10 protein-coding genes, 1 tRNA gene and 2 pseudogenes are annotated in these 15,667 nt (G+C 43.4%); 11 read left to right on the forward strand and 2 right to left on the reverse strand.

All coding sequences use genetic code 11. The features are described from left to right. The first annotated feature begins 37 nt into the window (after positions 1-37). Positions 38-1,018 (forward strand): annotated as a pseudogene (locus tag VL20_RS18760) (hypothetical protein). Positions 1,019-1,081: 63 nt separating this feature from the next. Here VL20_RS18760 and VL20_RS33020 read toward each other — a convergent pair. Then, a complete protein-coding gene (locus tag VL20_RS33020; protein ID WP_249264922.1) occupies positions 1,082-1,279 on the reverse strand; it encodes a hypothetical protein in 198 nt (65 codons plus the stop codon). Between the two features lie 316 nt (positions 1,280-1,595). On the opposite strand from VL20_RS33020, the gene VL20_RS18770 reads away from it, so the two are divergent. The 3 genes and pseudogenes from VL20_RS18770 to VL20_RS18780 all read left to right on the forward strand — a co-directional run bounded on the left by VL20_RS18770 (position 1,596) and on the right by VL20_RS18780 (position 3,655). Further along, positions 1,596-2,612, forward strand: coding sequence for a DUF4351 domain-containing protein (locus VL20_RS18770; RefSeq protein WP_052277422.1), 1,017 nt, complete (start codon positions 1,596-1,598; stop codon positions 2,610-2,612). A 161-nt stretch (positions 2,613-2,773) separates the two neighbouring features. Beyond that, positions 2,774-3,115, forward strand: a pseudogene (locus VL20_RS18775) (DUF4351 domain-containing protein); the annotation flags it as partial. Between the two features lie 39 nt (positions 3,116-3,154). Next, positions 3,155-3,655, forward strand: a complete 501-nt coding sequence (locus tag VL20_RS18780; RefSeq protein ID WP_052278512.1) for a hypothetical protein — start codon at positions 3,155-3,157, stop codon at positions 3,653-3,655. Between the two features lie 366 nt (positions 3,656-4,021). On the opposite strand, the gene VL20_RS18785 is transcribed toward VL20_RS18780, so the two are convergent. Beyond that, a tRNA-Thr gene (locus tag VL20_RS18785) sits at positions 4,022-4,093 on the reverse strand. A 59-nt stretch (positions 4,094-4,152) separates the two neighbouring features. Between VL20_RS18785 and VL20_RS18790 the strand changes: the two genes are divergently transcribed. The 7 genes from VL20_RS18790 to VL20_RS18820 all read left to right on the forward strand — a co-directional run bounded on the left by VL20_RS18790 (position 4,153) and on the right by VL20_RS18820 (position 15,635). Continuing rightward, positions 4,153-4,407 carry a DUF3493 domain-containing protein gene (locus VL20_RS18790; protein ID WP_002751490.1) on the forward strand — a complete coding sequence of 85 codons (255 nt, stop codon included), beginning with the start codon at positions 4,153-4,155 and terminating at the stop codon, positions 4,405-4,407. A gap of 221 nt (positions 4,408-4,628) precedes the next feature. Continuing rightward, positions 4,629-4,922, forward strand: coding sequence for an RNA recognition motif domain-containing protein (locus VL20_RS18795; RefSeq protein ID WP_052277424.1), 294 nt, complete (start codon positions 4,629-4,631; stop codon positions 4,920-4,922). A gap of 1,177 nt (positions 4,923-6,099) precedes the next feature. Continuing rightward, a complete protein-coding gene (locus VL20_RS18800; protein WP_002759177.1) occupies positions 6,100-6,396 on the forward strand; it encodes an RNA recognition motif domain-containing protein in 297 nt (98 codons plus the stop codon). A 197-nt stretch (positions 6,397-6,593) separates the two neighbouring features. Next, on the forward strand, positions 6,594-9,116 hold the full coding sequence (locus VL20_RS18805) for a glycogen/starch/alpha-glucan phosphorylase (protein WP_052277425.1): 2,523 nt from the start codon (positions 6,594-6,596) through the stop codon (positions 9,114-9,116). An 81-nt stretch (positions 9,117-9,197) separates the two neighbouring features. Next, entirely contained in the window at positions 9,198-9,986 is a 789-nt protein-coding gene (locus VL20_RS18810; RefSeq protein WP_052277426.1) for a sulfotransferase, read from the forward strand. Positions 9,987-10,169: 183 nt separating this feature from the next. Further along, positions 10,170-14,255: a twitch domain-containing radical SAM protein gene (locus tag VL20_RS18815; protein ID WP_052277427.1), complete on the forward strand. Its 4,086-nt coding sequence runs from the start codon at positions 10,170-10,172 to the stop codon at positions 14,253-14,255. 60 nt (positions 14,256-14,315) lie between these two features. Then, the gene (locus tag VL20_RS18820; protein ID WP_249264968.1) at positions 14,316-15,635 is read left to right on the forward strand and encodes a radical SAM protein; all 1,320 of its coding nucleotides are present in this window, start codon (positions 14,316-14,318) and stop codon (positions 15,633-15,635) included. The last annotated feature ends 32 nt before the right edge of the window (positions 15,636-15,667 follow it).

Raw genomic sequence — 15,667 nt, forward strand, 5'->3', positions numbered from 1 at the left:
GTTATCCTCTGGTTCTTCAACTCTAGGAGCTAAACTTATGAAGAAAATGTTGACTTTTTGGCCTTGGTTAGCTACCGTTGGTGTGGCTTGGTCTTTGGGTTTTTTTTATAACGTACACTACGGTGGTGAATTAAAGTGGCTCCTACAAATGTACGAACAAAAAGTATCTTTTGCCACGCAGATAGATGCACCGAGACGAATAATTTTTGCGGGGGGGTCGGGGTAAATTATAGTATTAACTCTCAATTCCTAGAACAGGAGCTAAAAATCCCAGTTTTTAACTTTGGTTTACAGGGAGATTTGGGATTAAATGTCATTTGCCCAATTATTTTAGAGCAGGTACGTCCGGGGGATATAGTGGTTCTTATTCCTGAATATTTAATGTTACTGGATGATGATGGTATTGGTTATGGTGATGGTTTATTTGGTTCGGTTCCCTTTAGTGTTGCTATTGGAAAACCGGGTTTAGGAAATATACCCTTAGAACAATTAGTTTCCGAGACTTGGTTAATGGGAGTTCCTAGTTTACGCACTATAGTAAAAACTGCTGTTGATGTTATACAAACAGGAAAAGCTAGGGGTTATTTATCAGATCCAATCACAGAAAAAGGAGATCCTACCGTAGTCAAACATCGTACAGGTAAATGGTGGGCTAGAACATTTGATCGACCTGTTTCGCAACACTCCCTCAAACGCATCGCTCAATTTCAAGAGGAGTTAAAAGCTAAAGGTGCTGATTTAGTAGTTTCTCTCTCTTGGGTTTATGCTAAGACCGATGAAACCACTGTCAAAAATGTTAAAAAAACTATTGAAGAATTGTCTAATATAGTACCTTTAATCTACAATCCAAAAACTCTTAATCTGCAAACAGATTCTAGTTTATTTGGCGATACCCATGAGCATTTATTACCAGAAGCAAGAATAATACGCTCTAAGGAACTGGTGCAACAACTACGTCCTATAATTCAGGAAAAAACTCCTCAAAATCATTGAAATTATTTCTATTCTCAATCGATAATTTAAAAGTTGATCGACTTTTTGTACTAGCAGTAATTTGGGATGGAGATAGCAGGGAATTGATTTAACCGGCAAAATTACCGTAAATTTCCCTGAATTTATTCAATTTTAATTTTTGGAATTGTTCTTCCTTCAATAAAGGTTCTTTTCCTCTCGGATGTTCCTGACTCTTTTTCTTGATATTTTTAACTCCTTCTTCTCCTAATTGATTAGATATTGATAATCTAATCCGACAGCTACTGTCGCCTTTTTGATTGTCCATCCTCAAAATATTTTACCTAACCAGTGCCATCTTCTTGTTGCCACTGAGTCTTGACTGGTTCTGTATTTATCTTTCGGTTCCTCTGAACTTAGATGTTCGGATAAGTACGCTTTCTTGGGCATTTTATCTCCTCGTCCTTACTCGTCTTACTATAGGATTTGCTATTACCCCTCGCTCAAATTTGTGCTACTATGGAAGGCAATATCGAGGATTTAATTTCTTTGTCTTCTAGCGCTGGTCATTGGAAAATCCTTGATAATTACTACAAAAAGTTATGAAGATAAGCTGAAGGATTCCTCGTTTATAATTATTAGGTATGAATAATGTTATTGACCATGATCGTTTATTTAAGGAATTAATTGCGACTTTTTTTGTTGAATTTATTCAGTTGTTTTTTCCTGAGATTATCAATTATTTAGAGCCTAATCAGATTACATTTTTAGACAAAGAAGTCTTTACCGATGTCACGGAAGGAGAAAAGTATGAAAGTGATTTAGTCGCCCAAGTTCAATTTCGAGGACAATCATCATTTTTCTTAATTCATCTAGAAGCACAGTCTAGCTCTCAACCGGAATTTAATCGGCGAATGTTTACTTATTTCGCTCGTCTGCATCAAAAATTTGCCTTACCAGTTTATCCCATTGTCATATTCTCCTATGATCGTCCACAAAAAGAAGCAATTCGTCAATATAAAATTGAGTTTCCTGACTTAAAAGTGTTAGAATTTAACTATCAAGTTGTCCAGTTAAATCGCTTGAATTGGCGAGATTTTCTCAATCAAGCTAATCCCGTCGCCGCCGCTTTGATGGCCAAGATGAAAATTGCCCCTCGCGATAGAGCAAAAGTTAAGGCACAATGTCTAAGATTATTGGTAACATTAAGATTAGATGCCGCTAGAATGCAATTGATTTCAGGCTTTGTCGATACCTATCTCAATCTCAACTCGTCCGAGGAGATAGAATTTCAACAGGAGATTAGCACATTTATTCAACCCGAACAGGAGGGAGTTATGCAGATTACCACCAGTTGGATGCGCCGCGGTTTAGAACAGGGTTTAGAACAGGGTTTAGAACAGGGTTTAGAACGGGGTTTAGAACAGGGTTTAGAACAGGGTTTAGAACAGGGTTTAGAACAGGGTTTAGAACAGGGTTTAGCAAGAGAAAGAAATCTAATTATTCGTCTGATTAAACGTAAGTTAGGAGCTATTGATGTGGCTCTAGAGAGTCGGATTATGACCTTGACTATTGACGATCTAGAACGAGTGGGGGAAGCTTTATTGGATTTTTCGACAGTGGAGGATTTAACTAATTGGTTAAATGCTTTAGATGCTTAGTATTTTTCTCTTAAACTTTACAGAAGGCTATTGATGTTATGGGTATAACTTTTGAAAATGCTATCCAACAAACTCAAGATTTACTAAGTCAAATTGAGTTTTTAGATATCAAGACAATCACTGAGAAACTTACTGATGTCGCTCAGGATAGAGCAAAAGTTATAGAATTTCAACAGGAGATTAGCACATTTATTCAACCCGAACAGGAGGGAGTTATGCAGATTACCACCAGTTGGATGCGCCGCGGTTTAGAACAGGGTTTAGAACAGGGTTTAGAACAGGGTTTAGAACAGGGTTTAGAACAGGGTTTAGAACAGGGTTTAGCAAGAGAAAGAAATCTAATTATTCGTCTGATTAAACGTAAGTTAGGAGCTATTGATGTGGCTCTAGAGAGTCGGATTATGACCTTGAATATTGATGATCTAGAACGAGTGGGAGAAGCTTTATTTGATTTTTCAACAGGGGAGGATTTAACTAATTGGTTAAATGCTTTAGATGCTTAGTATTTTTCTCTTAAACTTTACAGAAGGCTAGGTATGGATATGAGTATAACTTTTGAAAATGCCATCCAACAAACTCAAGATTTACTAAGTCAAATTGAGTTTTTAGATACCGATACAATAACTCAGAAAATTACTGAGTTATTCTCCACAGAAAATGGAGCTAGAGGATTTTTTGTTACTTATTTAACCAGCGATTTACCCTATACGGAACATCCTAGTTTAGAAGTAATCACTGCTTTAAAAACTTCCCCGATATTAGTGAATGAATTATTAGTCAAAAATCTGGCTATGTCCACGGCAATGGTCATCTATCATCGCAGTCAAGGAGACGAAGAAAACGCCCAAGGTTCTGAGAAAGTCCAAGAAAAAACTGGTCAACTAATTAAGCAGTTATTATCGCAGTCCTTGGGGGAAAAATTACAACAATTAGCCACCAGTTTAAACACAGGACAAGGAGAATATCAAGCCTTTCTGGAACGCTGGGGATATGACGATTGCCAACGTCAAGCGATCGCAAAAATCATTCAACCTTTTCTTTAGTAACTAGCTGATTTTTTCCCAAAGATTTCGCCCAAAATAGGGAGCGATCGGTTAGAGGAATTAACTCTTTTACCTCTTGTTGGCTGCTAAAATGGCTTATTGAAGTAAATCGGCTCTCTTACTCTTGGTGTGATAAGTTTAACTTATATAAGACCGATCAATCTTTGTGTCCTTTGTGTCTTTGTGGTTCGTTCCATTCGCTCGCCAGTGGGAATGTATCTGAGAATAGATTTTACCCACCAAACCCAAGAGAGCCGCAAATCCCCAGCAAAGGCATTAGGGGGTTTTGCCATAGCCGCCACAAAACCAACGCATTTAACCACTGTACCAGTATTTCTTAGTCAACTTCCGGGAGGTAAAACCCCAAGCCGATGATGGGATTTGAACCCACGACCAATTGATTACGAATCAACTACTCTACCACTGAGCTACATCGGCACATTGCCAGTTCCCGATTATATCACGGACAATAGATACAGAGCTAGAAAAATTTTTTTATGAGCAAATCCCCTCGACTTGATCCCCAAAAATACGCGCGCTTGAAAGAGGAAGCGGCTAATCCCTACCGAGGTCTGCGGCAGTTTATCTATCTCGGTTTAGGTGCTTCCGGTTTTATTGGTGCGGTGGTTTTTCTGGCCCAATTAGCGGCAGGCAGGGACGTAGCCACCGCTTTACCCAATTTTGCCCTACAAATCGGTGTGGTGGCCCTGATGATTTGGTTATTTCGTCGGGAGAAAAAAGCTGGCGGTTGAGGGAGTAGCCACCGATAGCCAAAACGGTCTCTTTCCCTAGAGAATAAAAGTTAACATTAACTCCAATCTTTCTATGTTATGATCAGGGGGAGAGTCAAGATTAGTGTTCAAGTTCGTTTTCAGTATTAATTCGGTAAGTCTTTTACTTTAGTATTGTTCGGCTTCTCCCTGAATTTTGTGTCTCCACACCGTTTCGAGTATTGTTCGAGGATTCAAGTATTATGTCTATTTTTGTTGGTAATCTCTCTTACGAGATTTCCCAAGAGGATCTGGTCGATGTCTTTAGAGAGTACGGCGACGTTAAAAGGGTTCATATTCCCGTTGACAAAGAGACACAGCGCAAACGCGGTTTCGCCTTCGTGGAAATGGAAAGTAAAGCCCAGGAAGCCGCCGCAATTGAGGCACTAGATGGTGCTGACTGGATGGGGCGATCAATTAAAGTTAACGAGGCCCGCGATCGTGAAGAGCGCGCGCCCTTCAATGGTGGTGGTGGTGACAGAAAAAAACGCTATTAAGCTTTTTTTGTGAATAATTGTGGGAGGGTGGACAGGGTTCACCCTTTTTTGTCGGCAATTGCGATCGCTGCTCCTCTCAAAACCAATAGAAATCTAAATGTCTGAGTCTCTCCAAAAGGTAACAAGTAGGGTTTGCGGCAAAAAGTTTTTCGTGGGGGTAGGGTGTGGGGTGTGGGGTGTGGGGTGTAGGGTTTTACCCATTTTCAAGTGGTCAGTTACCTAATTTTCAGGGAAAAAGTCCCGGAATTTTACCCCCGATCACTCCAATGGTCAGCACTTTTTGAGGGAAAAAAAATCTAAAAACCTTATCTAACAAGGTTTTTAGATTTATTCCTGGACTTCCCCCGTATAAAAATACTAGCTATGGCTAAAAGTCTTACAGAGCCTGAGTTCAAGCCATACAATACCAATGAACTACTGGACACAAAATCCTGAAGTTCTTACGCAGATAGGGTTTGAGGCAAAAATTTTCAAATTTGACCTTTAGACCATTATAGCTTGTTTCGGGGCAGAAAACCAGCAAAAACATGGCTACAGAGCGAATCCCTTACTCTAGAGATTAATGACACTATCTGTTAAAATCAGGTTAGCGATCACTATACAGCCAACTCTACGGAATCGCTCTACTCCAGATACAGTCAACGGTACAGTCATTTTCAAGTGAAAAATGTACCCAGTAGCCTCTTTTCAATTTTTTCTTAGAAGCGACCTGCAGTAAGGGTTTTGTTAATTTTCTAGTATTTATGTATGGGGGAAGTCCAGTTATTCAGCAAACCCCAAGTAAACTATGGCTCTTCGGTTTGTGTTATGCAATGGATGGGGGTTATAAGGAATGAAACCCTTATAGAGACAGACATTACCGCGATTTTTGTCAATTGTTTGCGATCTAGAGCGAACTAATCAATTAAATCTCTTGCCAGATAAGGATTTAGTCGATTTATGCCCCCATATCGAACCATACCAAGTCCCGAAGAGCCTAAACTATAAGGGATATCGCCATCAGATTCTGATCGGCGATCAACTCTTTCTGTGTTATGATCGAGGCGAGAGTCAAGATTGGTGTTCAAGTTCGTTTCCAGTATTAATCCGGTAAGTTTTTTACTTTAGTATTGTTCGGCTTCTCCCTGAATTTTGTGTCTCCACACCGTTTCGAGTATTGTTCGAGGATTCAAGTATTATGTCTATTTTTGTTGGTAATCTCTCTTACGAGATTTCCCAAGAAGCTCTGGTCGATGTCTTTAGAGAGTACGGCGAGGTTAAAAGGGTTCATATTCCCGTGGATCGGGAGACAGGCCGCAAACGCGGTTTTGCCTTCGTGGAAATGGAAAATAAAGGCCAGGAAGGCGCCGCAATTGCCGCCCTGGATGGTGCTGAATGGATGGGGCGATCAATTAAAGTTAACGAGGCCCGCGATCGTGAAGAGCGCGCGCCCTTCAATGGTGGTGGTGGTGGTGACAGAAAAAAACGCTATTAAGCTTTTTTTGTGAATAATTGTGGGAGGGTGGACAGGGTTCACCCTTTTTTGTCGGCAATTGCGATCGCTGCTCCTCTCAAAACCAATAGAAATCTAAATGTCTGAGTCTCTCCAAAAGGTAACAAGTAAACTATAAAGGATATCGTCATCAGGTCTGATCGGCGATCGACTCCCGAATATATGGACAACAAAAACCCATGGAGACAACCTATACCCTAGCTGATGGGCCTGAAGCACTTCAATGCCCCACTTTAATTGAAGATGATCGCACGGGCATGAGTCCCGAAACCCTAAAACGGGCTTTTCTGGACAATCTATTTTATTTGCAAGGGGTTAACCGCACCGATGCCAGTCCCTACAATTACTATGTCGCCCTTGCCTACACCGTTCGCGATCGCCTCCTGCGTCGTTTTCTGAAATCCACCGACACCTACAAACAAGAAAAAGTTAAACTCGTCTGCTATTTCTCCGCCGAATTCCTCATGGGGCGGTATTTAGGCAATAATCTCGCTAATTTGGGTATTTACGACCTAATCAAAGAGATGATCGAGGAATTAGGTCTTGATTTTGAGGAAATTATCGAACAGGAACCGGATCCCGGCCTCGGAAACGGCGGTTTAGGGCGTTTAGCGGCTTGTTTCCTCGATTCCCTCGCTTCCCTAGAAATTCCCGCCATCGGTTACGGTATCCGCTACGAATTTGGCATTTTCCATCAAATGATCCAAAACGGTTGGCAGGTGGAAATCCCCGATAACTGGCTACGCTTCGGCAATCCTTGGGAATTACCCCGTCCCGATGAAAGTGTGGAAGTAAAACTGGGAGGCCGGACGGAAATCTATCACGATGATAAGGGACAGGAACGGGTCCAATGGCTGCCGGAACGTCGGGTTTTAGCCATTCCCCACGATACCCCCGTCCCGGGTTACAAAACCAACACGGTGAACGCTTTGCGTCTCTGGAAAGCAGAAGCGAGTGAATCGTTTAATTTTGAGGCTTTTAACGCCGGGTTATACGATCAATCCGTGGCTGAAAAAATGGACGCGGAAACCATTTCTAAAGTCCTTTATCCCAACGATAACACCCCCGCCGGTCGCGAATTACGTCTGGCCCAACAATACTTTTTTGTGGCCGCTTCCCTGCAAGATTTAATTCGCATTCACCTAAAAAGCCACAAAAATCTGCAAAATTTCCACGAAACCGCCGCTATTCAACTGAACGACACTCACCCCGCCATTGCGATCGCTGAGTTAATGCGTTTGTTAGTGGATGAAAACGGCTTAGAATGGTCAAAAGCTTGGACAATTACCCAAAAAACCTTCGCTTATACCAATCATACCCTATTGCCGGAAGCCCTAGAACGTTGGTCGGCGGATCTGCTCGGGAAATTGCTGCCCCGACATCTAGAAATTATCTACCTGATCAATCACTTTTTCCTCGACGATGTGCGGACTTGGTTTCCCGATAACGAGGAATTATTGGGCAAATTGTCGATAGTTGAAGAAGCTGGTTGGGGTAATAAACAAATTCGCATGGCTAATTTAGCCTGTGTGGGTAGTCACTCGATTAACGGAGTTGCGGCTTTACACACCGAGTTACTGCAAAAAGACACCCTGAAAGAGTTTGCCATGCTCTGGCCAGAAAAATTCTACAATAAAACCAATGGTGTCACCCCGCGCCGGTGGATTTTATTGAGCAACCCCCAATTATCGGCACTATTTACCGAAAAAATCGGCGATAATTGGTTAAAAGACCTGAAGGAATTGCGAAAACTGGAACAATACCTTGATGATCCTGAATTTCGTCAGCGTTGGTATGAAATTAAACAGGCGAATAAGGCCGATTTAGCGGCTTATATGCTGAAAACCCGCAATATTGAGGTGGATGTTAATTCGATTTTCGATGTGCAGGTAAAACGGATTCACGAATACAAACGCCAACATCTGGCAGTTCTGCACATTATCGCCCTTTATAATCGCATTAAACAGAACCCTCAGATCGATATCGTGCCGCGCACTTTTATCTTTGGTGGTAAGGCAGCCCCCGGTTACTTTATGGCTAAGTTAATTATTAAGTTAACTAATGCTGTAGCTGAAATTGTTAATAAGGATCCTGATGTCAGAGGTCGTTTAAAATTGGTTTTCCTGCCTAACTTTAACGTTTCTTTGGGTCAACGCATCTATCCGGCGGCGGATCTGTCCGAACAGATTTCTACGGCGGGTAAGGAAGCTTCCGGAACTGGTAACATGAAGTTTGCCATGAATGGCTCCCTCACCATTGGGACTCTGGACGGCGCTAATATCGAAATTCGCGAGGAAGCAGGGGCAGAAAATTTCTTCCTTTTTGGCTTGACAGCAGAAGAAGTTTATGCTAAAAAGGCCCACGGTTATGAACCGATGAGCTATTACAAAAATAATCGCGAATTGAAGGGAGTGATCGATCGAATTAAGAGTGGTTATTTTAGCCATGGTGACCCAGAATTATTCAGGCCGATCGTTGATTCTCTCCTCTACGATGACCAGTATATGCTTTTAGCTGATTATCAATCCTACGCTGATTGTCAGGAACAGGTAAGTGAAGCTTATCGCGATCGGGACAAGTGGACGCGGATGTCGATTCTCAACTCGGTTCGTATGGCCAAATTCTCTAGCGATCGCACAATCTGGGAATATTGTCAAGAGATTTGGAAAGTTAATCCGGTCAAGATTAGTTTAGAGGATTAAAAAACTCGGTCAAGTTCGGGTTTAGTCTTTGACTGGCCCGAATTTTGGAACCGTAGCCCCCAAAAATGCTTGATGAAAACGATGAAATTTATTATTCTTTGCTATCCAAGAACTGGTTCAACACTTCTGATTACAGCTCTAGGAGCTCATCCGCATCTGCGTCAAGGAATGGAATTATTTAATCCAGAACTAGAGGGAGATGATCCTTGGGTTCATTGGCGCCAAGAGACTTTTAATCAGCTTTACGGTGAACAGGAAACCTACCTCAACCCTCAGAAGAATCTCGATGGTGAGCGATTTGATTTAAGTTTGTTATCGAGGGAATTTTTTCGAGTTTTTGACGGTACTAAAATTATGTACGATCAACTTGAGCGACAGTCTCCCGTCTGGGATCATTTAAGATCGATGCGGGATTTAAGAATCATTATTTTAAGGAGAAATATTGTCGAGGCGGCTGTGAGTTTTCGGATTGCCATGGCAACTAATATCTGGTTTGTTCCCAATGAAAAATCCTATATTTGGTACGTCCCTGGCCAAGAAACTAAGCCACCTTCCCTCTCTTTAGAATATCCCCTCTGGTACTTCGACTGGTTTTACAATTATTATTGCGCTGCGGAAGAATTTTTTGTCAATCTATTTCAGGATCAGGCCAAGATGGTGGTTAATTACGAGGAGATGATAGCCAATTGGGAGCAAACTATCCAAAACTTGCAAGTTCATCTGGGGGTCGAGCCGCTCGCTATTCCCATGATGTTCGACAAGAGAACCAATGGTACAATCAAAGAACTTATTTCTAACTATGATGAGATCAGAACGTACTATGACCATCATCCAGTTTTAGCCGCTCATTTTCAAGCAGTTTCATCATGAGCGTAACCGGTTGAGAAAATAAAAATTATTAAATTTTAAAAATATTCTCTTGTTTGGGCTGCCAATTTACTTTAGATTTTAAGTACAGCGTTTCTCCTCAAGATCAGGTGCGACCTAATTGGGTATCGACGACCGACTCCCCAAAAGAAAAACTTTGTACCTCACCATTAAGATAACTACTATATGCTCCCCAAAACATTTTGTATTCTACCTTTCTGCCAAGCCATGATTACTAACGATGGCAAGGTGAAATTATGCAGTCTGAATCATGGAACTAATCTGGTATCAGAAGGACGAATTCTCTCCTTGCATCAGTCTTCTTTAGAAGATATTTGGAATTCCGAGTATTTTCGTCAGCTGCGGCGGCAAATGCTAGCAGGAGAGAAGATAGCCAGCTGTGCCAAATGTTATGCCCTTGAAGCTGAAGGCAGTACAAGCATTCGTCAAGTGATGAACCGTTACCCTAGTCAGAGGATTCCGGTTGCCGGGGAGGAGCAGATAATGGAATGGGCAGCGGCGATCGTTGATGAGCGTGGGGGGCAAGCACCACCTCCCTCAGCCTTACATCTGTGGCTGGGCAATCTTTGCAATTTAAAATGTCGGATGTGTTCGCCGATGTTTAGTTCCCAGATCGCTGGCGATCCCGTACAAGCGCAATGGTTTGATGATCGTCCGCGCTCAGAAACGCTGCTGCCAGTCTACCTCAAGGGCGTAGAATACACTGGTTTCGGTGAACTGAACAAGCAGGGTGAAAAGTTGACCCGACCAGTAATCTCACAAAAAGTGACGATTTCCCTGACCGCTAAGGGAGAACCAGTGGATTTTATCGAAATCTCTGGTCAGAAACAGAGCAAGCAACTGTATCACTTATTGGTCATGACAGAAGACCAACTGTTGGGCCAACAATTATTAGCTGGAAGTGGTGAATGGCGAGTGGTCGTCAAACCCGATCTGGTCTGGAATCCTAGTTCTCGCCTTGAATTCTCCCTGCATTTTCTGCCCGTATTTTACCTTCCGCCCTTAACCAGCACTCGCACAGCGAAACTAAATATCTATCGTTGGGGTTCTCCGCTGGGTATTGATATCGATAACTTGAGGATTGTCAGCAAACCACAGAGCGGAAAGAGACAACCAAAGGAATTTTTAAGCCGTATTCCTGAAAATCCCCATTGGTCTTCCAATGAAAAGCTGGTTTTTGAGGAAATCTTAGCCCATCCAGAAAGCCTCCAGCATATCAACTTTACGGGAGGAGAGCCGTTTATCCAGCCCGCTTTTGCCACTATTCTCAAGAAATTGATAGAAACCGATCACGCCCAACACATCTCGCTATACATCAACACGAACGGCACTGTCTATAATCGTCGTCTTTCGGAAATGCTGCGTCAGTTTTTATCCGTAGAACTGGCTTTTAGTGTGGAGGGAGTCGGTCAGTTACAGGAATATATCCGAACGCCTTCTCGGTGGGAAATGATCTCGCGTAATATATTATCCTTCCAGAAAGACCATATTCCCTTATCTGTTCGTCCCACTGCCCAAGCTTATAATATCTTCGGCATTTTAGAGCTGGTGCGTTGGTGTCAAGAACAGGGTCTGAGATACATCTTAAACAATCTCATTTGGGAGCCAAGGTTTTTATCCCTAGATATGCTGCCGCAACTGGTCATTGATGAAGCTCGACAGGATTGGCAGCAATACTTAGAGCAAGAGTGTGATGAAGATAATCGATGGCACATAGAAACAATAATCGCCGCTTTACAACGACCACGCCCCGAACCGAGGGAATTAGCCGTTTTACAAGACGCATTTATTCGCTATACCAACGATATCGATCGATCAAGAGGACAATCCCTCGCCGTCGCCTGTCCTAGACTTTATGATCGTCTCATCGCTGCCGGTTGCGACTTTGGCTCTAAGTACCGTTTCAGCCAACCAAAGATGACTGATGCCAGTATCGTTATTACCACCTGTGAAGTCAATCAACACCATGGTACAGGTGCATTAGTCAAAAAAATAGTTGCTGACACTGCCAATATTCTGTCGATTCGTTCTGTGGATTTGTATGGGGGAGAACAGGACTTGGGGGCAATCGCTCTTTGTCTATCTAATCCTGGTTTGTCAAGACCAGAAGCAGTGAAAAACACTGTCCATGCCGTCAGAATTTTCCATGAATATAAGGTGACGCGCCTTCTTTGTGTTCCTTACCTGGCCGAGGATTTAATCACAGCGATCGTACTGCAAGACTTGTATCAAGTTCCCTTGGCCGCTTACATTATGGACGATCAAAATATTTGCGTGAATAATATTCCCGATCAATTGATGGGGGAATTTTTAGGTAAATGTTCCCTACGGCTAGTCACCCATCCCGAATTGCGAGCAGCCTACGAAGCCAAATATCAATTGGAGTTTTCGTTACTGCCCGCATTGGTATCGGAGCAGTTAATTTCCCCGACTCCCCAATTAGCCAATCTTAACTCCCGGTCGGCCAATGTAGGAGCTTTGATTGGCAGTATTTCCAGTCAGCAATGCTTTGATTTATTATGTAACACGATCAAGGCAGCGGGAATCGAACTCGATTGGTACAATGGCACGGTAGATTGGTATCAAGACAATCAATACCGTCAGCAAGAGGAGCATTCAGAACTAATTAAAAATCGAGGCATTCATCTCTGTGGTCTGTTGCCAGAAGAAAAACTGGTACAGATATTAAGAAACTATGCCTATTTAGTGCTGCCGACGGGTGCCTTAGCAGAAGGCGATCATAACCCTCGATTGTGGCGAATGATTTTTGCGGTGGCTACGGCGAATATCCCGATAATTGTTTTGGGCCAGGAAACCACATCGGCAGCTCAATTTATCCGACGATTTCATCTAGGAGTTGTCTGTGATTATCAAGGGGAAAGTTTAAGACAGGCTCTAGAGCAGCTAAGAGACCCGAAAAATTGCCAACAGATGCGCCAAAATGCGGCGGCCATAGCCTCAAAATTATCAGCCAAAGGGATTAACCAATGGCTATGGGAATCGATCGATCAGGGCAAACCGCGGGATGGACGTTTTGAGGAACTGTTCGCAGACAATCTGGAACAGGAAGAAATAAATAGTCAAGAGTCGCCCCTCTGCCAAGAACCGATGACCAGTGAGGAAATTTTAGCTCACTGTTTTCCCCAACGTCTTGCCCACGGTTATGACGGGCATCTGGTAGATATTAATAACATTGATTACATCGATATGGTGTCTGGTTGGGGTTCCAATATTCTTGGTCATGGCTACCAACGGGTAGCGCGGGCTGTGGCCGAACAGATGTTCAAATACTCTAACCTTGGTATGGTCGGTCCGGAATGGCAAAACCTCTACGAGCTGCTGACTCGCTTGATCCCCTGTGCCGAAACCATGCACTTAGTTAAAAATGGCTCCGATGCAACGGCAGCGGCCGTTCGACTAGCTCGTTCGGTGACGGGACGGGTTAAAGTGCTGCATCGAGGTTATCATGGTGTTCAGGATTGGTACATGGCCTCGATTCAATGTCCGGGGGTGCCGAGTAGCCATTACGGGCAAATTATTAGTCTTGATGTGTTAGAGGTGGAGGGCGTTCAACGGGCTTTTGTCGAGCATCCTGGGGAGATTGCCTGCCTGATTATCGATCCGATGGCTTGGCCAATTCCCGATCGAGAAACTATGTTAACTATTCAAGCAATCGTTCAAAAAGAAGGGGCGCTGTTGATTTTTGATGAAGTGGTCTCTGGTTTCCGGGTGGCCATTGGTGGAGCCCAAGAGTTTTGGGGGATTGTACCCGATCTGGCCTGTTATGGCAAGGCGATCGCTAATGGTCTACCTCTCTCGGTGTTAGTAGGTCGTGAGCAGTGGCTACAACAAATGTCATCGATTAACTACGGTCTGACTTTTAGCCTAGAAGCGGTTTCAATCGTGGCGGCGATCAAAACGATTAATGAGATTAGCGATCGTCAAGTCTGTCAAGACTTAGCAGCAAAAGGTCGTATTTTAAAAACCGCCTATGGCGAAATTTGTCGAACCCGTGGAATCGAGTCCGCCTTAGTGGGACATGATTGTCGCCCAGAGCTAAAATTTTGGGAAATTAACGGCTTTTCTGGCGATTATTGTCGTAATCTGATGAATTATGAACTGGCACGCCAAAAAGTATGCACCTATGGCACTTTTAACCTCTGCTATCGCCACACCCAGGACGATATACAAATGGTCATCTGCGCCCTAGAAAAAGCCCTCGCTCGCGTCGCCTTGACCCTCAAGGGCTAGAATCAGTAATCAGTAATCAGTGATCACTCCCGACTCGAAAAATTCCCCACTCCTTTTCCGATGCTACCAAAAACCTTTTGTATCCTCCCTTTCTCCCAGATGACCATTGTTAATGATGGGAAAGCGCAATTGTGTTGTCGCACCGATCTCAATCCGATGTCAGAGGGGCGTTGTCTGTCGTTACACTGGGCTACCTGCGAGCAGATTTGGAATTCCGACTATCTGCGCTCGGTGCGAAGCCAAATGCTGGCTGGGGAAAAAATCCCCGACTGTAGCCAATGTTATAGCACGGAAGCCGATGGTGGGACTAGCCTTCGCCAGATTATGAATACCCAAGCTGAACAACTGTGGCGGGTTTCAGGAGAAGAGGGCATCTTGGACAAGGCGACGGCGATTGTTCGTGAGGGGGGCAAAGCACCACCGCCCTCGGCCTTGCACCTGTGGCTAGGTAATCTTTGTAATTTAAAATGTCGAATGTGTTCGCCGATGTTTAGCTCCCAGATTGCGGCCGATCCCATACAAGCACAATGGTTTGGCGATCGAATCCGTGCGGAGATACTTTTACCCGTTTACCTCGATGAAGTCAAATATACAGGTTTGGGCGAACTAACTCGGCGTGGCGAAAAGTTAACCCGTCCAGTAAAAAGGGGAAAAGTCACCATTTCCTTACCCGCCAACGGAGCGGCCATCGATTTAATTGAAATTTCTGGCTGGAAAAATTGTCATCAACCCTGTTATTTATCAGTAATGGCAGGAAAACGAGCAATAGCCCGACAATTATTATCAGACGGTCAGTGGCAAATAGCGATCGAACTCGCTCCCACTGAGGAAGCCATCTCTAGCTTAGAATTATCCCTACATTTTCTGCACCTATTGCAGCCGCAATCCTTACTCAGCAATTATCAAGGAGAACAAATCTGTAGTTGGGGTTTACAACCCTGTATCGATATCGATAACTTGCGGATTGTCAGCCAGAAAAAGAGCGATAAGGGACAAGAGAGAGAGATTTTAAGCCGTATACCCGAAAATACCCAGTGGTCTTCCAATGAAAAGCTGGTTTTTGAGGAAATATTGGCTCATCCGGAGAGTTTGAATTTGCTTCTATTTGCTGGGGGTGAACCATTAATCCATCCCATGTTTCCAGCTATTCTCAAAAAACTAATCGACACTGATCACGCAGGACACATCTCGCTTTACATCAGCACCAATGGCACTGTCTATAATCGTCGTCTTTCGGAAATGCTCAAACAGTTTTTATCGGTGGAACTGGCTTTTAGCGTGGAAGGGATCGGTCAACTACAAGAATATATTCGTTATCCCTCTAGATGGGAGAGGATCGCTCGTAATATCCCACATTCCGCACCCTCAACTGTCACATAAGCTGTCCCCCTCCAGAGACTTGAGTAAAAATA

Source organism: Microcystis panniformis FACHB-1757, assembly GCF_001264245.1.
GTDB classification, from domain to species: domain Bacteria; phylum Cyanobacteriota; class Cyanobacteriia; order Cyanobacteriales; family Microcystaceae; genus Microcystis; species Microcystis panniformis.